Source organism: uncultured Alteromonas sp., assembly GCF_963976965.1.
Taxonomy (GTDB): Bacteria; Pseudomonadota; Gammaproteobacteria; order Enterobacterales; family Alteromonadaceae; genus Alteromonas; species Alteromonas naphthalenivorans.
In genome coordinates this window covers 1-22,146 of record NZ_CAXBMP010000031.1, presented here as the reverse complement: position 1 = coordinate 22,146, position 22,146 = coordinate 1, and the positions used below count along the sequence as shown (strand labels likewise).

20 protein-coding genes are annotated in these 22,146 nt (G+C 42.3%); 9 read left to right on the top strand and 11 right to left on the bottom strand.

What is annotated here, in order from left to right:
- Positions 1 to 26: 26 nt before the first annotated feature.
- Both ispA and xseB read right to left on the bottom strand, forming a co-directional pair.
- Positions 27 to 917: a (2E,6E)-farnesyl diphosphate synthase gene (gene ispA / locus AAC006_RS17880; RefSeq protein WP_013783370.1), complete on the bottom strand. Its 891-nt coding sequence runs from the start codon at positions 915 to 917 to the stop codon at positions 27 to 29.
- Between the two features lie 28 nt (positions 918 to 945).
- On the bottom strand, positions 946 to 1,188 hold the full coding sequence (xseB, locus tag AAC006_RS17875) for an exodeoxyribonuclease VII small subunit (protein ID WP_083820182.1): 243 nt from the start codon (positions 1,186 to 1,188) through the stop codon (positions 946 to 948).
- A 290-nt stretch (positions 1,189 to 1,478) separates the two neighbouring features.
- Between xseB and pomA the strand changes: the two genes are divergently transcribed.
- Positions 1,479 to 2,243: a flagellar motor protein PomA gene (gene pomA / locus AAC006_RS17870; RefSeq protein WP_013783372.1), complete on the top strand. Its 765-nt coding sequence runs from the start codon at positions 1,479 to 1,481 to the stop codon at positions 2,241 to 2,243.
- Positions 2,243 to 3,172, top strand: a complete 930-nt coding sequence (locus AAC006_RS17865) for a flagellar motor protein MotB (RefSeq protein ID WP_013783373.1) — start codon at positions 2,243 to 2,245, stop codon at positions 3,170 to 3,172. The genes pomA and AAC006_RS17865 overlap by 1 nt, the downstream gene beginning before the upstream one ends.
- Positions 3,173 to 3,297: 125 nt before the next feature.
- Here the strand turns inward: AAC006_RS17865 and AAC006_RS17860 are convergent, their stop codons facing one another.
- From AAC006_RS17860 to AAC006_RS17840, 5 genes are read right to left on the bottom strand one after another with little or no spacing between them, the layout of a single operon-like run.
- Complete coding sequence (locus tag AAC006_RS17860; protein ID WP_013783374.1) at positions 3,298 to 4,551, bottom strand: cyclopropane-fatty-acyl-phospholipid synthase family protein; 1,254 nt, start codon at positions 4,549 to 4,551, stop codon at positions 3,298 to 3,300.
- 7 nt (positions 4,552 to 4,558) lie between these two features.
- The gene (locus AAC006_RS17855) at positions 4,559 to 5,290 is read right to left on the bottom strand and encodes a DUF1365 domain-containing protein (RefSeq protein ID WP_148259075.1); all 732 of its coding nucleotides are present in this window, start codon (positions 5,288 to 5,290) and stop codon (positions 4,559 to 4,561) included.
- Positions 5,287 to 6,552, bottom strand: a complete 1,266-nt coding sequence (locus AAC006_RS17850) for an FAD-dependent oxidoreductase (protein WP_013783376.1) — start codon at positions 6,550 to 6,552, stop codon at positions 5,287 to 5,289. Before AAC006_RS17850 ends, AAC006_RS17855 begins: the two co-directional genes overlap by 4 nt.
- A gap of 12 nt (positions 6,553 to 6,564) precedes the next feature.
- Complete coding sequence (locus tag AAC006_RS17845; protein ID WP_013783377.1) at positions 6,565 to 7,284, bottom strand: SDR family NAD(P)-dependent oxidoreductase; 720 nt, start codon at positions 7,282 to 7,284, stop codon at positions 6,565 to 6,567.
- Positions 7,281 to 7,706: a nuclear transport factor 2 family protein gene (locus AAC006_RS17840; protein WP_208806043.1), complete on the bottom strand. Its 426-nt coding sequence runs from the start codon at positions 7,704 to 7,706 to the stop codon at positions 7,281 to 7,283. Before AAC006_RS17840 ends, AAC006_RS17845 begins: the two co-directional genes overlap by 4 nt.
- Before the next feature lie 288 nt (positions 7,707 to 7,994).
- Here AAC006_RS17840 and AAC006_RS17835 point away from each other — a divergent pair, with 288 nt between their 5' ends.
- From AAC006_RS17835 to AAC006_RS17825, 3 genes are all read left to right on the top strand, one after another.
- On the top strand, positions 7,995 to 8,570 hold the full coding sequence (locus AAC006_RS17835; protein ID WP_013783379.1) for an LON peptidase substrate-binding domain-containing protein: 576 nt from the start codon (positions 7,995 to 7,997) through the stop codon (positions 8,568 to 8,570).
- A gap of 129 nt (positions 8,571 to 8,699) precedes the next feature.
- Positions 8,700 to 9,311, top strand: coding sequence for a sigma-70 family RNA polymerase sigma factor (locus AAC006_RS17830; RefSeq protein WP_013783380.1), 612 nt, complete (start codon positions 8,700 to 8,702; stop codon positions 9,309 to 9,311).
- Entirely contained in the window at positions 9,304 to 10,032 is a 729-nt protein-coding gene (locus tag AAC006_RS17825; RefSeq protein ID WP_013783381.1) for a ChrR family anti-sigma-E factor, read from the top strand. The genes AAC006_RS17830 and AAC006_RS17825 overlap by 8 nt, the downstream gene beginning before the upstream one ends.
- 106 nt (positions 10,033 to 10,138) lie before the next feature.
- Here the strand turns inward: AAC006_RS17825 and AAC006_RS17820 are convergent, their stop codons facing one another.
- Positions 10,139 to 10,906: an outer membrane protein assembly factor BamD gene (locus AAC006_RS17820; RefSeq protein WP_013783382.1), complete on the bottom strand. Its 768-nt coding sequence runs from the start codon at positions 10,904 to 10,906 to the stop codon at positions 10,139 to 10,141.
- Between the two features lie 168 nt (positions 10,907 to 11,074).
- Here AAC006_RS17820 and rluD point away from each other — a divergent pair, with 168 nt between their 5' ends.
- The 3 genes from rluD to clpB all read left to right on the top strand — a co-directional run bounded on the left by rluD (position 11,075) and on the right by clpB (position 15,527).
- Positions 11,075 to 12,058 carry a 23S rRNA pseudouridine(1911/1915/1917) synthase RluD gene (gene rluD, locus AAC006_RS17815; protein ID WP_339892059.1) on the top strand — a complete coding sequence of 328 codons (984 nt, stop codon included), beginning with the start codon at positions 11,075 to 11,077 and terminating at the stop codon, positions 12,056 to 12,058.
- Positions 12,059 to 12,116: 58 nt separating this feature from the next.
- Complete coding sequence (gene pgeF / locus AAC006_RS17810) at positions 12,117 to 12,851, top strand: peptidoglycan editing factor PgeF (protein WP_013783384.1); 735 nt, start codon at positions 12,117 to 12,119, stop codon at positions 12,849 to 12,851.
- Positions 12,852 to 12,950: 99 nt separating this feature from the next.
- The gene (gene clpB / locus AAC006_RS17805; RefSeq protein ID WP_013783385.1) at positions 12,951 to 15,527 is read left to right on the top strand and encodes an ATP-dependent chaperone ClpB; all 2,577 of its coding nucleotides are present in this window, start codon (positions 12,951 to 12,953) and stop codon (positions 15,525 to 15,527) included.
- A 104-nt stretch (positions 15,528 to 15,631) separates the two neighbouring features.
- Here clpB and prsT read toward each other — a convergent pair whose 3' ends face one another.
- From prsT to xdp1 (AAC006_RS17790), 3 genes are all read right to left on the bottom strand, one after another.
- Positions 15,632 to 18,445: an XrtA/PEP-CTERM system TPR-repeat protein PrsT gene (prsT, locus tag AAC006_RS17800; RefSeq protein WP_013783386.1), complete on the bottom strand. Its 2,814-nt coding sequence runs from the start codon at positions 18,443 to 18,445 to the stop codon at positions 15,632 to 15,634.
- Between the two features lie 104 nt (positions 18,446 to 18,549).
- Positions 18,550 to 19,404, bottom strand: a complete 855-nt coding sequence (gene xdp1 / locus AAC006_RS17795) for an exosortase-dependent surface protein XDP1 (RefSeq protein WP_049791745.1) — start codon at positions 19,402 to 19,404, stop codon at positions 18,550 to 18,552.
- Positions 19,405 to 19,572: 168 nt separating this feature from the next.
- On the bottom strand, positions 19,573 to 20,454 hold the full coding sequence (gene xdp1, locus AAC006_RS17790; RefSeq protein WP_013783388.1) for an exosortase-dependent surface protein XDP1: 882 nt from the start codon (positions 20,452 to 20,454) through the stop codon (positions 19,573 to 19,575).
- Positions 20,455 to 20,705: 251 nt separating this feature from the next.
- On the opposite strand from xdp1 (AAC006_RS17790), the gene pssA reads away from it, so the two are divergent.
- The gene (gene pssA, locus AAC006_RS17785; protein ID WP_013783389.1) at positions 20,706 to 21,539 is read left to right on the top strand and encodes a CDP-diacylglycerol--serine O-phosphatidyltransferase; all 834 of its coding nucleotides are present in this window, start codon (positions 20,706 to 20,708) and stop codon (positions 21,537 to 21,539) included.
- The last annotated feature ends 607 nt before the right edge of the window (positions 21,540 to 22,146 follow it).

Sequence of the window (22,146 nt, the reverse complement as noted above, 5' to 3'; positions counted from 1 at the left end):
TTATCTTTTTCAACATGGTTGCAGAACTAATGGTCTCGTTTTACCAATAGTTCGCTAAACGCAATTAAACTGTCTGTATTGTAGGGTAAACGAGCCAAGGCTTGAAGGGCATTCTGATGCAGCTTATCAAGTTCTCGTTTTGCACCTTCAATGCCAAGTTTGGCAGGAAAGGTATTCTTACCCAAAGCAATGTCAGAGCCTGCTGGCTTTCCTAATTGCTCACTATTACCTTCTACGTCAAGAATGTCATCTTGGACTTGAAATGCAAGACCAATATCGTCGGCATAAGCTAATAAGTCTGCTTTACTGTTGCTATCAAGGTCTTGAGAAACAATAGATACCATTTCAACACATGCACGAAGTAGGGCGCCGGTTTTCAAATTGTGCAGTCGCTTAAGCTGCTCAAGGCTTATTTCTTCACCCGTGCTGGTTAAATCGATTGCTTGCCCGCCACACATACCGCGATAGCCAGCGGCGCGGGCTAACACAGAAAGTAACTCGCCACGTTTATTGGTTGCGAAATCACTTAAAGGCGCATCTGCCAACGTGCTAAAAGCAAGCGCTTGCAATGCATCACCGGCTAATATTGCGGTGGCTTCATCGAATGCAATATGACAAGTCGGCTGGCCGCGACGCAAATCGTCATCGTCCATGGCTGGCAAGTCATCATGTACAAGCGAGTAAGCATGCACACACTCAATGGCCATACTAATAGCCATTTGATCGCCTTTAGGCACATCCAGGGTGTTGCCGATAACTTGAACCAGTAAAGGTCGCATACGCTTTCCTCCCACCAACAACGCGTGACGCATTGCTTCTTTAAGCCGCGGCGCGTCGTGGGGAAGGTCATCAATAAGCGTATTTAACGACGTATCGGTCTGCTGCTTAACTTGCTGATGCAATGCAGTGAAATTCATACTATACCTGTTTGTTGCGACACGAGGCTTAAGGTTGCTCGTCTTCAGGAAGAGGGTGTAATGCGCTTTCGCCTTGCTCATTAAGCAAAATTTTAACTTTTTGCTCGGCTTGCTCTAACGATTTCTGACCTTCGCGGGAAAGGGCTATGCCTCGCTCGAATTTTTCTAGTGCAACGTTTAATGGCAACTCACCGTTTTCCATCTCATTAACGATTGCATCTAATTCGGTAAGGGTTTCCTCAAACGAGGGAGAATTTGTCTTTTTCGTCACTTTCGTCACAATCGCACTCATTTTTAGGCGTTTTTTGGATTACGCGCACATTAACTGAGGGTAGCCAAAGGGTCAAATGGTTTGTCAATATATGCCCTATTGCAGCTATCTATGATAACGTTTTGTGAAGCAACTCTTTGTATTAAAAACTACCGCCTAAAGTTCGACTAACCTCATTATGTATACAATAATTAAGGCAATTTGCGATAATCTTGTTATAGAAATTCTATACAATGCCGATAGAATACGAGTAATAGTATGCAGCGTCTGCAAAAAATGAGGAAGAGTGAGTGGATTTAGCAACCGTCATAGGTATGTTGGGCGCCATCGGCTTTGTAGTAATGGCCATGGTTATGGGTGGCAGTATTGCCATGTTCATCAACGTACCGTCTATCTTGATCGTATTTGGTGGCACCCTTTTCGTTATTTTATCCCAATACACTTTAGGGCAGTTCTTTGGTGCAGGTAAAATTGCAGGCAAAGCATTCATGTTCAAAATTGATACGCCTGAAGATCTTATTGAAAAAATTGTTGAGATGGCAGATGCAGCGCGTAAAGGCGGTTTTCTTGCATTAGAAGAAGCTGAAATAGACAATCCGTTTATGCAAAAAGGCGTAGACATGTTAGTTGATGGTCACGACATAGAAGTGGTCAGAGAAACCTTAGCGAAAGATATCTCTATGACCACCGAGCGACACGAGTTTGGTGCCACCATTTTTAAAGGCATGGGTGATATCGCACCAGCAATGGGAATGATTGGAACTCTGATTGGTCTGGTGGCCATGCTTTCTAACATGGATGATCCTAAATCAATTGGGCCAGCAATGGCGGTAGCACTATTAACCACCTTGTATGGTGCATTTCTTGCCAACATTATTTGCCTACCCATGGCGGTAAAGCTCGGAAACCGCGCACAAGAAGAAAAGCTTAACCAAATGTTAGTGCTCGATGGCATTGTAGGGATTGCCGATGGGCAAAACCCGCGTGTTATCGAAGGTATATTGAAAAATTATCTGGCGGCAAGTAAACGCGGTACGGGCGCTGAGGACGAATAATGGCTGAAGAAGAGTGCCCAAAATGTCCTCCCGAAGGGCTTCCTGCATGGATGGGGACCTTTGCTGATTTGATGTCGTTGCTCATGTGCTTCTTTGTACTCTTGCTCTCATTTTCAGAAATGGATGTACTGAAGTTCAAGCAAATCGCCGGCTCAATGAAGTTTGCCTTTGGTGTGCAAAACAAAATTGAAGTGAAAGACATCCCAAAAGGGACGAGTGTTATTGCGATGGAGTTTAGGCCTGGTCGTCCAGATCCGTCGCCCATCGACACTATTCAGCAACAAACAATCGAAATGACTCAGCAGATGCTAGAGTTCCAAGCGGGTGACGAAGATTCATCCGGCGGTAGGCAGAAGCAAAGGGGTGAGCAGCGAGGGGGGCAGTCACAACAAACCGCCACCGATCAGTCGTCCTCAGAGTCGCAAAGTTCAGATCAAACACAAACTGCTGAGTTAATGAAAAAAGTAGCGCAGCAGTTACAAAAGCAAATTCTCGATGGCGCAGTAGAATTGGAATCTTTAGGTCAGCAGTTGACTATTCGCATTAGAGAGAACGGTTCATTTTCTGCCGGTTCTGCATTTTTACAACCTCAATTTCAGCCTATTTTACGCAAAATTGGTGTGTTATTAGCAGACGTTCCAGGGGAAATAGAAATCTCAGGGCATAGTGACGGACAACACATTGCTAATGAACTCTATCGTTCTAATTGGGATTTATCGTCTCAGCGTGCCGTAGCCGTAGCTGAAGCCATGCGAACAGCGCCGGGGTTCGATGAAAGCAGAATGTCTGTAGTCGGCAAGGCCGATACCGACCCCATGGTGGAAGATGCAACAACACCGGCGGATAGAGCACGGAACAGACGGGTAGAGATTAATATCAATCAAGGTAAACCAATGACTTCTCAACCTATATCAGTGGTTGATGAATAGGTTGCTAAGCAAAATACAAAATCAAAAAGGGCGAATCAATGATTCGCCCTTTTAGTTTGAAGTTGTCTTTTATAGGCAATTAACGTGGGTTTTTATAGTCAACTAACGTTGTTTTTTATAGGCAACTAACGTTGCAGTGCCTCCCTGTGATGTGGCTTAGATATTACCAATTGCACCGTACTAATGGTTCTTTCTAAAAAACCGCCTTCACAGTATTTTAAATAGTAAATCCACATACGCATAAAACGTTCATCATAACCATCGTTGAGTAATGCTTCTTTGGCGCTAATAAAGGCTTCGTACCAATGATTAAGGGTTTGAGCGTAATCTAATCCGATATCATGCAGGTCTCTAATCATCATGTCGCTATAGCGCTTTAAATGAGCGTTTAACTGATACTGTGAGGGAAGGAATCCACCAGGGAAAATGTATTTTTGAATGAAGTCCACACTGCTGGCGTAACTTTCGTAACGTCTATCATCAATGGTGATGGATTGTAGCAACATTAGCCCATCGTCTTTAAGCAGCGATGAACACTTCTCAAAAAAGTTACCTAAGTAATCTTTTCCTACAGCTTCAATCATTTCAATTGAAACCAGCTTGTCGTACTTACCTTCTAGCAGGCGATAATCTTTTTTCAACAAGGTGACTTTATCAGACACTTGTGCGCGCTCAATCCACTGCTCTGCCCACGCATACTGTTCTTCAGAGATAGTTGTGGTGGTCACTTTACAACCACAATGCTTGGCTGCATATACCGCTAAACCACCCCAGCCAGTGCCTATTTCTAAAAGATGGTCACTTTCGGTTAACTGAAGCTTGTCACAAATTGTTTTAAGTTTGTGATTTTGCGCTTCTTCTAAACTGGCATTCACATCAGGATAAATAGCCGATGAATACATCATGGTGTTATCAAGAAAACGAGTGTAAAGTTTATTACCCAAATCGTAATGGGCTTCAATGTTTTTCTTGGCTTGATCTTGAGTATTACGGCGGGCAAAGTGCTGAATTTTCAGAATCGGCATGGAAATCCACTTGAACTTGTTTTCCCAAGCATCAAGGGTAGATAGGTTACGCGCAAATATTTGTACAACTGCCGTTACATTATCGCTTTCCCACAGGCCATCCATATAGGCTTCACCTGCACCCACGCTACCGCCCAATAATAACTGGCGATACGCCTTTACGTCTTTGAAATTAATCGTAGCGTGTAAATCGTCATTGGGGTTACCCATTGAAGCAATTGTGCTGCCATTTTCCATAATGGTAAGTGAACCATGTGGAAGTTTCTCTAAACACTTTAAAAATGTGCGCCTACAAACCTTGTCTAAAAGAGACGCTTCTGAAGGGGTACTAAATACAGATTCACCGGAAGACATGTTGTTATTATTCCTGACTTTTCTTAGGGTGGTTATAAAGTGGCGTACGCTTTATAAGTAACTTTAACGCCTGCCAATATATGCCAATCATTGTTCTAATGGTCATACTAGGTATACGTTTCATAACCCGACTTAGATTCGCATTATCTAATGAAAGCCGTGTTAAATTAATTCCAGCATTGAACTCTTTTTCGCCTCGAACACAGTCCATCGTTAATGATAGGCGTTGGCTAGGTTGTGTTATTCGCCATTTGTACGTCATGTCCATGGGGTTAAACGGCGATACGTGGAACGCTTTTGGTGTATCTGCTTGCACGGCTAAATCTACCAAATAGTAATGCCGCTCATTCCAAGGGGTATTGCTGACTTCTGCTAATACATGGGTAAAGGCATCGTCTTTACCCTTTAAATAGTAAAAATTAACTGGGCTGAAATACATTCCCCACATACGAAGCTGCCCAAGCATATATACATCACCGCTTAAGGTATCCTCACTTAAACTGTTCATTTTTTCTAGTACGCTTTGGTCTAATGGCGTGTTGCTATCACCTAAGTAATCTTCACGTTTGAAGCGCACTCTCGCTTTTGAATTAACAGAGAAGTGTTTCAAGGCTGCTGGCAATGCATCGACTTCGTTTAATTTTATCCAGAACAAATAAATATGATAGTCGAACTTATGTTGGGTAGGTGAAAAGCGCTCGTGATACACCTTTCCTTCATAAATAGCGCTATCCATCAAAGGTTAACTCCAAATCGCTCGCATACATCTAATGCGCTGTGCACACCATCTTCATGGAAGCCGTTATACCAGTAGGCGCCGCAAAAATGCAGATTATCCACACCACATATTTGGCTTCGGCGCTGTTGTGCGTTCACCATAACTTCACTAAATTGAGGATGCGCATATTGATAGCTACCCAATACCGCGCTTGTATCAATTTCATCCGTGTTATTAAGGGTGACGCAGTAGGTATTAGCTGCGTCTAATCGCTGGAGAATATTCATATCGTAAGTCACCGAAGCCGGTCTTTCTTCCTCGTCAGCATCGTCTTTTAAGCGGTAATTCCAACTTGCCCATGCAAGCTTGCGCTTAGGAAGTTGGTTTGTATCTTTGTGCATGAGGACATCGTTTTCAGCAAAGCCAATGGCGCCCAACACAGCTTGCTGAGCGTCGGTGGGGGTATCTAGCATGGCCAATGCTTGGTCGCTATGACAAGCAAAAATAACGTGATCAAATATGGCTTGAGCGCCAGATGTGTCAGTAACCTGCCACGTATCACCCACTTTCTTAACATTAGTAACGCCACATGATAGCTTTATCTTGTCTTGAAAACTGGCGATTAACGGAGGGATATAAGTGCTAGAGCCACCTTTAATGGTATACCACTGTGGCCTGTCACTTATATTGAGTAAACCGTGGTTGTTAAAAAACTGAAGAAAGAAAGTCAGCGGGAACTGCCTAGTTTGGGCGAGACTTGCAGACCAAATAGCGGCGCACATGGGCAAAATATAGTAGCGCGCAAAGTCATCACTTAACTTTAGCTCGTTAATAACATCTTGAAGTGTCATTGAAGAAGTGTCTCTCTTCTCGGCGACAAAAGCTTTACAAGCTTTATTAAACTTCAGAATGTCGCGTACAATGCGCCAAAACCTCGGGCGTAGTATATTTCTACGCTGTGCAAATAGGCTGTTAATCGTATTACCATTGTACTCGATGTTAGCTTTCTTACTGGTAACAGAAAAGCTCATCTCGGTAGGTTGGTATGCAACATCAAGTTGCTTCATCAGCTTTATAAATCTAGGGTAGGTCCAATCATTAAATACAATGAAACCGGTATCGATATTTCGTTCAATGCCATCATCATTGATTTTCTTAGTGGCGGTGTGCCCTCCAATGTAATCATTGGCCTCATAAACCGTTATATCAGCCGTTTCATTTAACAAATACCCGCAAGTCAGGCCTGAAATGCCTGTCCCAATAATCGCTACATTTTTTGTCATTGTTATTGTGCTCTACTGCTTTTCTCGCATTGATAGTGATAATTTTTTTTGTAATCCAACCGGTAAAATATGCATAAACCGAAGTATGAGGCCAAACATGCGGGGGAAAAAAACGGTTTGCTTGTCGGTTTCAATACCTTTGAGCATAGACTCCGCCGCTTCAGTGGCCGTAATTTTCATTGGCATATCAAAGTCATTTTTGTCAGTAAGAGGGGTTTCGACAAAGCCTGGTGATACCGCTTGAACCTTTATACCGCGGTCGTGTAAATCTACCTCTAAGCTTTTCGTAAAATAGTGAAGGGCTGCCTTGCTCGCCCCATAAGCCTGAGAACGGGTAAACGGGAGAAGGCGAGCCATACTATCCACGATGACTAGCTTATTTCCTCTCTTTAATGAAGGAATTAGCGCCTCTACACAGTGAACTACCCCAAAAAAGTTGGTCTCGAAAACGCGTCTAAACATATCTGACTCGAATTCATCAATATCTACATATTCGCAGGTGCCTGCATTTAAAATAGCAACATCGCACTTTACGTTGTGTAGCGCCTGTTTTGCATCTTCAAGAGAAGTGACATCAAATTTGAGCGGCTTAATATTTGGTTTCGAGGCCAGTTCATCTAGAACACCTTGGTTTCTTCCGCATGCAATTACCTGATAGCCTTTTTCTGCTGCATGAAGTGCTAATGCTTTGCCAATACCCGAGGTGGCGCCTGTAATGAGTAATGTCTTCATTTCGCTAACCTCTTTTTAATTTTCTTCACAAAGAAGCCTAACAGAGGAATGTGTTCATATACCATTTCCCCTAAATCATAATAATCTTTGTGATAAACAATAATGTCATCCTTTACCGTTAGTTGGGTGTTCCCATCTACGGTTATCAGCTTGTCACTTTGTTTAAGTTTGAGGTTCATCGTCCAGTTAACAATATGAGTCACACTGTTACTACTCACTGGCGCAATCATCGATATGTCAAACTGACAACGCTCGGCTTGCTCGAGCAAGTTTGCAAAATACTTCTGAACATCATCTAGGCCATGGTGGGTAGTGATAGGGTCAACAAATGTAACGTTGGAAGCATATATATCGGCTAAGTCATCTAGAGTGATTTGGCATATATCGGCGTACATGGTTGAGAATCTATCTAATACAGTCATCACTTCTTCACTTTGTTAATTTGCTAACGTAAAACAGCTATGTAACTCTTTGTTACTATTGCTAATACTCGTTAAAGTATGTTTGTAACTACTATACACGCTATTTTGATTATCGTTCTATTATTCCAAGCGTAACCGAGTTAGTTAACGTTTTCTTAATATAGTCATTCTACAAATAAAGCGGCGCGTAGGATCATTGCCCCTAGACTAAAGTGTGAAATTTTTTCCCTAGCGATCCAATTTGTTCACAGTGGCGTAATTGCTTATGACCAAAAGAGTTAAGAGTTTATGAGTAAGACATCGATTCCACTATTTCCGTTATCTGCCCACTTGCTTCCAGAAGGACGCATGGCGTTACGTATTTTCGAGCCAAGGTACACGCGCATGGTTAAGCAGGCATGCGCTGAAAATAAAGGGTTTGTGATGTGTATGCTAAACGCATCTGGTGATAAATCCCGTAATGAACATATTTATCCGATTGGTACCTACGCTAAGGTTGTCGACTTCGATTTACTCGATGACGGCTTGCTTGGCATAAAGGTTGCTGGATTAGAGTTAGTTGAGGTAACTGATGTAGCAGTTGAATCAGATGGGTTACGTACAGGCCATTGTCGTTCTGTATCGCCTTGGAACTGCGAAATATCACCTCAGCAATTAGCGCCTATAAATGAGCGTTTGAAAGAAATTTTTGCGAAGTATACGGAGATAGCATCACTCTACGAAGAAACCCAGTTTGACGACCCTATATGGGTGTTAAGACGGTGGCTTGAATTGTTACCTGTTGATGGTGGACAAAAGCAGCAGTTTCTTAAAGAGGGTGGCGACAAGAACTTACTTAACTATCTTTGTGCTTTAATTCGATAAAACGAATTAAGAGAAAACTTCTTAAATTCCATTAAACAATTGTAATGTGGATTTGGCGATTTTTTCGAACTTCTTTCATCGTTTGTTTGTAAAATATATTAATCGAATCGGATAAACGGACGAAACCTTATGTTAGTTGGAATTCCTTTAGAACAAAGTAAGAGTACGATTAAACCGAAAGAATGCGCGGTTGAGATGTCAGATTACCTAGTAGAAGTTGCCCAAAAGCGTTGTAAAGCATCTTTTGCGCGAGTTTTTAATTACTTTGCTCCAAGACTTCGTTCATACGCTTTAAAGCAGATGGGTAACGAAGCCCTTGCCATGGAGCTAGTTCAAGACACTATGTCGAACGTGTGGCAAAAAGCGCATTTGTTTAATGCGGAAAAAGGTTCGCCATCTACGTGGATTTTCACTATTGCTCGAAACATTCGTTTTGATATGCTTCGTAAGCTTCAAAACCGAAAAGAAGATGTGTGTTCTGATGATTTATGGCCAGTATTGTGTGAACAAACTGCAGACTTAAACGAAGCACCTCTTGATGAACAAGTTACATTAGAACAAATCGGTTATTTGTTTGAATCGCTTCCTGTAAAACAAAAAGCAGTGATCGAAGCAATCTATATTGATGGTAAATCACAGCAAGAAGTCGCTGATGAATTAGATATTCCTTTGGGTACGGTTAAATCAAGAACCCGTTTGGCACTTCAAAGACTAAAAGGTATGTTGCAGAGTAATGATTAGGTTCCACCCAAGTGCTCAACAACTTGTTTCATTTGTGGACGGGGATTTATCGCCGGCCGTTTCGCTGATGGTTTCCGCACATTGTGATATGTGTAGCACATGTCAGCGGTTTGTGGAGCAAGAAACCGAGCGCCTTGCTGGTTCATTACTAGAAGATAATGGTTTTAAGCAAGTTGATCTTAAAGCCGATTATAGCGCGATGATTGCGCAAATTACCCAATCGCCGTCATCTGTTGAAGCCGATACCGGTTCACAACAGAAACAATCGCCCAGAAAGCAGAACACAAACACAGAAGTCAGCATGGCTGCTAATGATTCTATTGAGCTTGATGGTAGAAACTTTGTCTTGCCACGAACACTTCAGCGGTATAAAGAGAAGACAGGTGGTTGGTCTAGCTTGGTAGGTAAGCTGTGGCAAGCACCAGTAGATTTAGGTAGCCAAGGTGTAGCTAACTTTATTTACATGGGTAAAGGTGGAAGTGTTCCTGAACATACTCACCGAGGCACCGAATATACGTTAGTCATTAACGGCGAATTCAGTGACGGGCTTAACAACTACGACTCCGGCGATTTTATCTTTATGGATGGCCAAAACACTCACACACCTCGGTCAGATAACACCCAAGGTTGCTTGGTTTTTACTATTGTCGATCAGCCTTTGCATTTTACTTCAGGTATAGCGCGCCTTCTTAATCCGTTTAGTCATCTTTTCTTTCGCTAACCTTTCGCAATAGCAGCATCCAAATATTTCCTTTGTAAAAGTTTAAAATCAAAAAAAAGCGCAGTTCATTATGAACTGCGCTTTTTTGATATAGTTATTCGCGTCATTAGCTAATAAAATCACTTTCAGGGAAGTTTAGCTTTAATGTCTTCATTGCGTTTCCACGCAAATCATCCAAGCCTAATTGCTCGTAACTAGACACCATGATTTCAAGCGCTTGCTGAATTTGCGTACTTTCAGGGAAGTGCTCGATAACATATCTACCACGGTTAGCTGCTGCAACATAAGCGTGTCTGCGCATATAGAAGCGGGCAATAGCAATTTCGTATCGTGCAAGCCTGTCTTTAATATGAAGCATGCGCTTGCGAGCGTCTGCAGCATATTTACTGTCAGGGTATTGCTGCATTAAGCGTCTGAAATCTTCAAAAGCCTGACGAGATTTCGAAGGATCTCGGTCAGTCCTATCAATGTTCATTAAATCTTGAAACAGGTTACTGTCAGACTCCATGTTGGTTAGGCCGCGCATATAGTAGGCATAATCAACATCTGAGTGGTTTGGATTAAGACGAATAAACCTATCGATAGTGGCCAACGTCTCATCACTTTTACCGGATTTGTAGTAACTGTAGATAAGGTCCAATTGTACTTGGTGCGAAAGCGGACCAAATGGATAGCGAGAGTCTAATGCGCCTAATGTCTGGGCTGCAGCACTGAAGTTACCCACTTCCATGCTTTGCTTGGCTCTGTTATACAGCTGTTGCGCACCCATATTAGCCATTACGGCTTTTTCTTCTTCGTCGGAGGAGCTACTACAGCCTGCGACAGATACCATTGCACCTAATAACACAGGTGCTAGTAATCGAATTGATTTCATAATAGTTCTTTTTTCCTGCTAAACAGTATTGATTACTTCGCTGTCTAAGCTCATGTTCACTTATTCTAACGTACTCGCGATGATAAAAACCATACAAATTCGTAAACAACGCAGTGTACCGATTGAAAGCTTGTTATAATACCCTTTTTACACTTAATAATCGGTGTTATGACAGAGTCGGACAACACATTACAATTAGAAGCAACCACAGGGGCTGAGCACTTTGGTCTTCGGTTAGATCAGGTTTTAGCTGATTTGTTCCCTGAATATTCACGTTCTAAGCTAAAAACTTGGATCAAAGGCGGAAATGTGTCCGTTGATGGACAGGTTATCACAGTACCACGCCATAAAATGCAAATGGATGAAGTGGTGACTGTTAGTGCTGAAATAGAAATACAGGTCACGAGCCAAGCGCAAGATATTGCATTGGATATTGTTTATGAAGATGAACATATTTTAGTCATTAACAAATCTGCTGACTTAGTGGTTCATCCTGGTGCGGGCAATCCAAGTGGCACCGTGCTTAACGCATTGCTTAATCATGTTCCTGACATCGATAAAGTGCCTCGTGCCGGTATAGTGCACCGTTTAGATAAAGACACAACTGGCTTGATGGTAGTAGCGAAAACCTTACCAGCACAAACCCACCTAGTAGACCAGCTTCAAACGCGGGTGATGAGCCGAGAGTATGAAGCCGTTGCAATGGGTACTATGGTAGCGGGTGGTGTAGTGGATGAGCCTATTGGCCGCCATGCAACTAAGCGTACACATATGGCCGTGCGTGAAAATGGTAAACCTGCAGTAACTCACTTTCGTGTTATCGAGAAGTTTCGTGCTTATACGCATTTGCGTTTAAAGCTGGAAACAGGCAGGACCCACCAAATTCGTGTGCATATGGCCCACATTAAGCATCCGTTACTAGGCGACCCTACCTACAGTGGCAGACCTCGCTTACCGAAAGGTGCATCTGATGACTTTGTTAACACGTTACGGGGTTTCCAGCGTCAGGCTTTACACGCAGCGCAACTTTCTTTATATCATCCAGAAACGGAAGAGTGGATGACATGGCAAGCGCCACTGCCGCAAGATATGCAAGACTTATTAGCGGCGGTACGCTTAGACTCTAAAGAAAATCCTGAGGATATGATTTAGTCAGTGTAACTGGTATGTCTGAATCACGAATAATGGTTACTGCATCTCGGAACTCGGTATGATAACGCCCCAATGGAATAGCCCTAATAACGTGGTTGCTTACACCACTACCCGCGATGGTAGTGGCTGTGACCTCGATAACCCAGGTGCCAGTCGTGGGGAGTATGCCCAGTGCAATATTGGTGACCATGTGGGTGATGACAAAAAAGCCGTGGCATTAAATCGTGCCGGTTTGCCCTATGCCAATGCTATTACGTGGTTAAACCAAGTTCATGGTAACCATGTTGTTACGTTGCCTTCTAGCGAGACAGAAGGCGATGCAGCGTATACCACAAGTACTACGCATTTTTGTGCGGTAATGACAGCTGACTGCGTACCTATCCTTATTTGTGATAATGCGGGTAAGGAAGTAGCCGCCGTGCATGCCGGATGGAAAGGGCTTGAGTCTGAAATTATTAGACGCACAGTAAACCACTTTTCAAGCCAAGCTTCAGAGTTAATGGCTTGGATCGGGCCCGCTATTTGTCAGCAATGCTATGAAGTAGATGCGTCGTTAGCACAACGCTTCGCAGATTATCCGTCAGCATTATGCCAAGGTGATATACCCACTAAGTTTAAATTGGATTTACCCGCCATTGCGACCCAGCAGCTAGCATCGCTCAATGTGGGTACCGTCATTAATAGTCAGCTTTGCACCTACTGCAATGAAAAACAGTTTTACTCCCACCGCAGGGCCACGCATCAAGGCAAGACATCTACCGGTAGAATGGTAAGTGTAATAGGTTTGCGCTAAATCAAAGGTTTACGAAACTTTAATCGTTTCTCTTGAATCTCATTCAATAAGCTCCCATAACTAATGTATAGGGTATTTTGACATTATTAGGGTTTAGCTATGCGATTAGACAGATTCACCAATAAGTTCCAACTTGCCATTTCGGATGCTCAATCTTTAGCGCTTGGGCGCGACCATCAATACATCGAACCTGTACATTTAATGACGGCTTTGCTAAATCAGCAAGGTGGTTCGGTACGACCCGTACTTGACCAAGCAAATGTAAATGTGAATGCACTTCGCTCGGCGTTAAGTGAAGCGGTTGACCGCATTGCTAGTGTTGATGGCATTGGCGGTGATGTACAGCTAAGTAAACAAAGTGGCATATTGCTTAACCTGTGCGACAAAATCGCTCAGCAGCGTAAAGATGAATATATTACCTCTGAAATTTTCGTACTTGCCGCTATTCAAGACAACGGCCGGTTAGGCGAAATTCTAAAGCAGCTTAACATTACCAAAGATAACGTTGAAAATGCCATTGATTCTATGCGTGGCGGGCAAACCGTAAACGATCCTAATGCTGAAGACGTGCGTCAAGCACTGGAAAAATTTACCACCGATTTAACCGAGCGCGCAGAACAAGGCAAACTCGACCCCGTTATTGGTCGCGATGACGAAATTCGTCGTGCAGTGCAAGTTTTGCAACGCAGAACCAAGAATAACCCCGTGTTGATTGGTGAGCCTGGAGTCGGTAAAACTGCGATTGTTGAAGGTTTAGCACAGCGTATTATTAACGGTGAAGTACCAGAAGGGCTCAAGAATAAGCGTGTACTTTCTCTAGATATGGGCGCACTGGTGGCAGGCGCAAAATACCGTGGAGAATTTGAAGAGCGCCTTAAAGCGGTTCTCAATGAATTAGCTAAAGAAGAAGGCCGCGTTATTTTATTCGTCGACGAACTGCATACCATGGTTGGCGCCGGAAAAGGCGATGGTGCTATGGATGCGGGGAATATGTTAAAACCCGCGCTAGCCCGCGGTGAATTGCACTGTGTCGGCGCCACAACCCTTGATGAATACCGCCAATATATCGAAAAAGACGCCGCTCTTGAACGCCGATTCCAAAAGGTAGTGGTAGATGAACCTAGCGTAGAAGACACCATTGCTATCTTGCGGGGGTTGAAAGAACGGTATGAACTTCACCATTCAGTAGATATTACCGACCCTGCCATTGTAGCGGCGGCCAGCTTGTCTCATCGCTATATTAGCGACAGACAACTCCCCGATAAAGCGATTGATTTAATTGATGAAGCAGCATCGAGTATTCGCATTCAAATTGATTCAAAGCCTGAGGATATGGACAGGTTAGAGCGCCGTATTATTCAACTGAAGCTGGAAGAGCAAGCGCTTGCGAAAGAAACTGATGATGCCAGCCATAAACGTTTAGAAATGATTGAGCTTGAACGTGAGCAGGCTGAAACTAAATACAATGACTTTGAAAAAGTATGGCTTGATGAGAAAGAAGCCATGCAAGGTACCCAAACTATTAAGTCGGCACTTGAACAAGCGAAGCTCGATTTAGAGATTGCGCGCAGAGCATCAGATTTAAATCGTATGTCTGAGCTTCAGTACGGCAGAATTCCCGAGTTAGAAGCAAAACTTGAGCGGGCATCTGAGAATGAAACCCGAGAAACTAAGTTGGTGAAAAATAAGGTCACCGAAGTTGAAATTGCCGATGTATTGTCCCGATGGACAGGTATACCTGTCGCTAAAATGCTAGAAGGCGAGCGTGATAAATTACTTAAGATGGAAGATGTATTACACAAACGTGTAGTAGGGCAGGGGGAAGCGGTTGAGGCTGTGTCTAATGCCATCAGACGTTCTCGAGCTGGTCTTGCGGATCCTAACCGTCCTATCGGCTCATTCTTATTTTTAGGCCCAACAGGGGTTGGTAAAACTGAACTATGTAAAGCACTAGCCGGTTTCATGTTCGACACCGAAGACGCCATGGTGCGTATTGATATGTCGGAATTTATGGAGCGTCACTCGGTTGCTCGATTAGTTGGGGCTCCCCCTGGTTATGTTGGATACGAAGAAGGCGGCTATTTGACCGAAGCGGTACGCAGAAAACCTTACTCTGTTATTTTGCTCGACGAAGTAGAGAAAGCGCATCCTGATGTTTTTAATATCTTGCTACAAGTGTTAGACGATGGCCGTTTGACCGATGGACAAGGCCGCACCGTAGATTTTAAAAATACTGTGGTGATCATGACGTCTAACTTAGGTTCTGACATCATTCAAAATCAGCATGAAGAAAGTCAGTACGAAGAAATGAAAGCGTCAGTCATGTCGGTGGTAGGGCAACATTTCCGCCCTGAGTTCATCAACCGAGTTGATGACATTGTGGTATTCCATCCTCTTGGCAAAGACGAAATTAAATCTATTGCCAAAATTCAACTGGCAGCACTACGTGCCAGGTTAGTAGAAAAAGGTTATAAGCTTAATTTATCGGGTGCAGCTATGGATAAACTTGCTGATGCCGGGTTCGACCCAGTATATGGTGCTCGGCCACTCAAACGGGCAATTCAAGTTCATATAGAAAACCCGCTAGCACAAAAGTTACTTTCTGGTGATTTGGTGCCAGATTCTGTTATCAGAATAGGTGTGGATAACGAAAAGCTAGTGATTTCAAACCAGTGATTGATTAGCTATGCCGCAGTAGTGACTGTGTAGATAAAACAAAGCCACACATCTTGATAGATAGTGTGGCTTTTTTAAACGTGAGAAAAGGTTAATGAAGGTAGCTAGAGACTATCAAGCAGGCTTTGTGCTTCAGGACGTTTAAAGAAAGGTCGTTTCACATTTACCGCAAAGGTTAATTCTTCTTTTGCTTCTTCAATTCTGCCTAATTTAGCCAATGTGTAACCCAAGTGATAGCGAATGTTAGGATCATTGGCATCACGTGCAAAGGCGTCGCGTAATAGTTTGAGGCTGGTTTCATATTCGCCTCGCAATGCTTTTATATGACCAAAGGTATCAAGTATTTTGGCTGAATTAGGCTGTAGTTCGAAGGCTGTATTAGCGTGTGCATGGGCTGTTTCTAATGAGTCCTCAACGGCCATAATAGCCAAACGGTTGTAAGCCTCAGCTGGATTAAGTGTATTTGGGTTCTCGACTAACTCTTTGTATAGTGCGGTAGATTCTTCAAAATTTCGAATGAAAAACAAATATTGCGCTAGTAAGTTTTTCGCTAATAAATTAGCGTCATTTTCTGCTATTAATTCTCTAGATTTAGATAGAAAGGTATCTACAAACTCTTCGTTCAATGCGTAATTATAAATGGCTACGAAAGCTTGAGAAAAGCTTGGATTAACATCCAGAGCCTTGAGGTAAGCATCGACTGCTGCATTGTCTTTGTTCAAATTAGCTTCTAAACGGCCAATCAAATACCAATAAATTGGAGTTTGCTCTTTTGCTTTTGGCATGCCATTTAATAGTGATTTAGCTTTAGTATTGTTTTGTAAGTCGAGCAGTAAACTGGCGTACCGTAGAGAAATAGAGCTATTCTCTGGCGAAATACTGTATGCCCGCTCCATCGCGTTGAGCGACAGGTCATTGTTGCCTAGCGAGCGTATCAAATCGGAATACGTTACTAAATCTCTTGGGTTGTCGTTAATAAAGTTTCGAACAATATTGAGCGTTTTTTCTGCTTCAGTAAGCTGCTTTGAGTTTATGAGTAGCGATGCTTTTCGAAGTAAGTACTCTGCGTTATCGAAGTTATCCTTTAACAATAGATCTAAGTGATACAACGCATTTTTTGTATCACCTTGCTGTTGATACAAGGATGACAGTCTTTCTCTTGAACCCACATTCGATGGGTCTAAGGTAAGTACATCGAGATAAATCTGTTTCGCTGGTTCTACATAGCCCTGTTTAGTCATGTTGAACGCTTTCAACATTAGGGTTTCACTGTGCTGTGGCGATAGGATAAGTAACTCTTCTACCAGCACGTTTGATTCATCAACATTACCCAACCGACTTTCTGTAGCTGCTAAATTAAACTTTGCAGGAAAGAGGGTGGGGTTTTGCTCGAGTGCTTTTTCGATATTTTCTTTTGCCGCTTCTAGTTGCCCCTGCCTAATAAGAATACCGGCTTTTAAATTATAAACCTCGGCTTCATCAGGGAATAGCTTGTTTAGCAAGTTAGCCCCTTCAAGGGCTGGTTCAAAACGCTCTGCTTGCAAATTCATTAACGAATAAGTAAATAGGAAACCGGCATTTTGTGTGTATTTTGGTAGGTTCTCTTGAAGAATAGACAAGGCTTGCTCTTGTTTGCCTCTAGCCGCCATCAACTTAATTTTGAATAGTTGAAGTTTTCCTTCATCAGGATATTTTTCTTCCAAATTTCGAAGCAGTCGTTCAGCTTTAAATGACTTTTTTTGACGAATGAAAAGATCACCCAACATAAGTGCAGAGTCGGGGTTTTCCATTAAAGGTTCTTGATAGCGTTCTAGAAGTAGCAGTGCTTGTTTGTCTTGCTGGGTAGCCATATAAACTTGACTGAGCATTAGTACTGCTTGCAAATCTTCGGGCTCTTTTTGCAGATAAGCGGAAAAATCTTTAGCCGCAGTTTCCATGTTGTTATTGAAAAAATTAGTTAAACCACTGATATAAAGCAACATAGGTTGAGAGGTAATTAACTCTGGATCCAGTTGCGCCATAAAGTCATTTAGCTCTTTTAGCTTTTTATTATCAATGGCCTCTTTGTTATCTCTACTTTGCAACCAGCTGTTCAACAGGATAGCTAAAGGATCGTTTGGTGTATCTTCAATAATCTCATCAACAAACAATTTTGCCGTATCGTAGTCTTTCGCTTCTAAATAAAGATCAACTAAATTACGAAGCGCAATAGGGTCGTTTCGGTTAAACGTGAGCGCTTTTTGTAAATTGGCAGTAGCGGCATCTTTATCGCCTTGACGGTAAGCTAATTGTCCTTTTAATCTCCATGAAATAGCGTTTTCTGGCTCGATGGAAATCGCGTTCTGTATAAGTTGGTTGGCTTCAACTAACTCTTCGTTTTGCAAAGCAATAGAGGCTAGCCCGTTTATCGCTGGCACAAAATTAGGTGAAGAGGCCACAATCGTATTGTAATCTTTAAGCGCACATTCACTATCTTCTAATCGAACGCACGCGGTAGCTCTTATCAGTAACCACTCCCGCTCAGCGTCACCAGATAACTTGTCCACATCGGTGAAATCGACGATGCTTTGATACTTGTTCATGAACAGCCAAGTGTTGCCCAGCAACTCAGCCAATAAATTTATATCGGCGCCCATTTCTAGCGCCTCTACAAATTCCAATTCAGCTGCGTTTAAATAACCGTTAATAAGTAAAATTTCACCCATCAACATTTTTGCAGCAAGGTTTTCGGGATCTTTTTGTAAGCTGTTTTTTAGGTGTATATAGGCTTCATCGTAAGCTGTCTCGTTAAAAGCTGAGAGTGCTTTTTCATAATCTTCAGAAGTTGTTGCGAAACTATTGAAAGCAAAAATTGAGGTCGCGATAGCCGTGACAAGTGCTCGCTTGAAAAAACCTTTTTTATTATTAACCAAATCCATAATTACCTTAAAATATTACCCAGCTACAAGCTTAAAAATAGCATAAAAAAAGGTGGCCTAAGCCACCTTATAAAGATACGTGTTTTCCCTGCGTATTAAAACAATTAAACGCGACGCTTACGGCGGTAAGCTAAAAGGCCAAGTCCTATACTCATCAGCGCAAGTGCACCTGGCTCGCTAACCGGTGTTGGAGCCGGTGGAGGCGTTGTAGATTTTTGAATCGCTAGGTCAAGTGAAGAAAGCTTAAAGCCTACTCCGTGATAAGTGCTTGAACTATCATCAAAAACAGTATTATATGCACCGACTAACCAGTATTTTGCAGAATTCGTTAACGTCGTAAATTTAGATTCATACAAATTTGTTGAACTGTCTCTACTGCCTATACCAAAGTGACCGAGTGTACCCGCAACAATAGAACTTGAAACACTAGCCCATGTTGACTCTACGCTATCGCTAAACGAATTAATGTCACTTAACCCCGCAACAGTCACCTCTTTGGTTCCATTATTTCCATTTACCCAAGAAAATGATGATCCCTGAAGAGTCACGTCTTCACTAAAACTCAGTAAAAACATATCGAAATCATCTTTACCGTCATCATTGTAATTATCAGCCGAATGACTATCTCCACCCCACGAATAATCGCCATTCAAGATGCCATAACCGACGTTGCCGTAAGAGCTCCAGCCTTTGATGTCGCCTTGGTCTAATTTTGTATCTTTAGACGAAGAACTGCTTAAGTTCCCTGTGTCCGACCATGCTGTAATACCGACATAAACATCTGTTCCGTCAATGTTAATCAAAGAACCATGTGAGGCAGATGGAGTTAAAGTTTGAGTAATTCCATTTTCAAAAAGAGAATAGGTTGCTTCACTGAGACTATCATCAGCCAGAACGTTTCCGGTCAATAATACAGCTACGCTAAACGCAAAACTTGTTAAGCCTTTCATATGTTTCATTACCACTAATATTCACCATAATGATAATTAGTAAGCATTTAGTGTGCCATTTATTATATTGTTGATTTTGTTGTAATTTTATGATGTTGTTTTAATGGTAGTAAAAAAAACTGACAGGTAATACCTGTCAGTTTTAAACTAAAGTAGCACTTCTTACGTAAGCGCCATTCAAAGCTGTTTTCTACGCCAAGCAACAAGAAAAACACCTGCGAGCAATAAGCCTAACGTGGTTGGCTCACTCACTTCAGCTGAGGGGGCCGGTGGACTATCATTTGCTACAGAAAATCCAACTGATGAAAGCTTAAAGGCATCATTTCCAATATAACCTCCGATATTTTCAAAAACTGTATTATAAGCACCGATTAACCAATACTGGGAAGTGTCTGAAATATCGAAATCTGCCCTATGTTCTACATAGTCACAATTTTCTATATCATAAGAGGCAGTTGTCAGTGCATCTGCAACAATATCGCTCCAGGTTTGACTGCCTGAGGTTAAACCTGAAATGGAATCAAGTGCGGCCACAGATACTTGTGAGTCGCTGTTGCTGTATAGCCAGGAAAAGCTTGCGCCTGTTACTGAAACGGCCTGGTCGAATGACAACAAAACGAAATCGAAGTCTGTGACGTTACCGTTTACTTTATTTACATTGTCTATAGCGTGATCAGGGTTATAGTAAGTTTCCCAATCATCATTTGTTACACCGTACCCATAGTAGTCAGAGATTTTTTCTAACTTCGCATCTACAACAAGGTCATCGTTTTTACCGTAGGTGTCGGACCAAGCGGAGACAGAAATGTTTACCCCGTTAACCGAAATGGTGCTATTGAGAGGATCTGTTCCTGATTGTACGCCATCATCAACGAGGTCATAGATATTCTCGCCTAAAGCAGATTCGCATAAATCGTTGTTAGATGAGCTATTATTTGAGCTGCACCCTGAGTAGTCGGAATTATGCCATTTGTTAGAACCTGCTTCAGCAGCGGAAAGTGGCAATAGGGTTAAACCAATAAAGCCCGCGGTAAGTATTGATACATTAAGTAAACGCATTATAACTAGACCTTCTTTAAATATATAAAGGTGTAGTTCGTACGATATTTAGCTCTACTTTTTACAGGCAGAGTAGACATCGTGAACTTCAACATGATGCGTATATGATAACTAAACGGGGAGCGACGTTACGTATATGGTTAAATACCTACATATCAGTTGCGGTTAAAGACTGACTAAGAATGTTATCTATGCGCCAGCAATGAACTATGAAATAATTGAATTAGTTATTTATGTATATATGAGGACTTATGTCTGAACAAAAGCGAAAAGGGATTTATCTTCTTCCCAATCTACTAACCACTGCAGGTCTATTTTCAGGCTTTTTTGCAGTAGTGTCTTCGATGACAGGAAGATTTGAAGCAGCAGCTGTAGCTATATTTGTTGCTATGGTTTTTGATGGATTAGATGGCCGGGTTGCGCGTATGACGAATACGCAAAGCGATTTCGGTGCTGAATATGACTCAATGGCCGATATGGTTTCATTTGGTATGGCGCCAGCGTTAGTCGCATACAACTGGGGCTTAACTGAGCTCGGTAAATTCGGTTGGTTAGCAGCCTTTGTTTATGTGGCAGGTGCCGCTTTACGTTTAGCACGATTTAATACGCAGGTTGGTATTGCCGATAAACGCTTCTTCCAAGGCTTGGCTAGCCCAGCTGCAGCAGCAGTAGTTGCTGGCTTAGTCTGGGTAGGCGTTGAATATGATGCTGTAGGTACAGACTACGGAATTGTAGTGGCATTAGTTACTGGTTTCGCTGGCCTACTAATGGTGAGTAACTTCAAATACAATTCTTTCAAAGAATTGAATTGGCATGGGAAGGTTCCTTTCGTAGGGCTGCTTATTGTGCTACTTATATTTGTGGTGGTAGCAACAGAGCCTGCTTTAGTACTCTTTATTGTGTTTTCTCTTTACGCGCTTGCTGGCCCAATCAATACATTTAGAACCGTCGATAAAGTTACGTTGAACGACGTAGTAGGTGAGCAAGAAGAAGATGCAGACTTTGATGCTGATGCTAATAGTACGACCGATACTGTTGATAGTAGCGAAGGGCAGCAAGACGAAGAGTCGTCTAATAAAGTGTAAAAACACGCCTCTCAGTCATTAATAGTGATGAGTTAGTTGTATTAATATACCAAACGACTAAAAAGCGACCTTCTAGGTCGCTTTTTTTATGAATTATTAAAAAGAGGTTGACCTTGCCTCAGAAATCTCTAGAATGCGCATCCGCTTCGACAGGAAAGTAAAATAACTTACACTGGCCAAGCAAGTCACTACAGCTTGAAAGGCAGTGCTGGCGAGGTTTACAACGAAATGCTTTTGAAATTAATTTTCTGAAAGTGTTGACATGAAAACCGAAACGCGTAGAATGCGCGCCTCGCTTCAAGGAGTTGGTAACAACACTGGAAAAGCAGTTTTCATTAACTCTTTGGAGTTAACAACGGTTCGAAAAGAAATTTACGAAAAACGTTGACACTGAAAACGAAACGCGTAGAATGCGCATCCGCTTCGAAGAGAAGCGCTCATCGAAAAGGCAATGGCCGTTCGGGTGAGGTGAGGAAGTCTAAGCAACTATATGTAGTGTTAGTCCTCCTTGCGCAAAAACAGAATGCTTCGCATTATGATTTTTGCACGATAGTTCTTTAACAATTTATAACAAGACAATCTGTGTGGGCACTCATTAAGAGTGTCA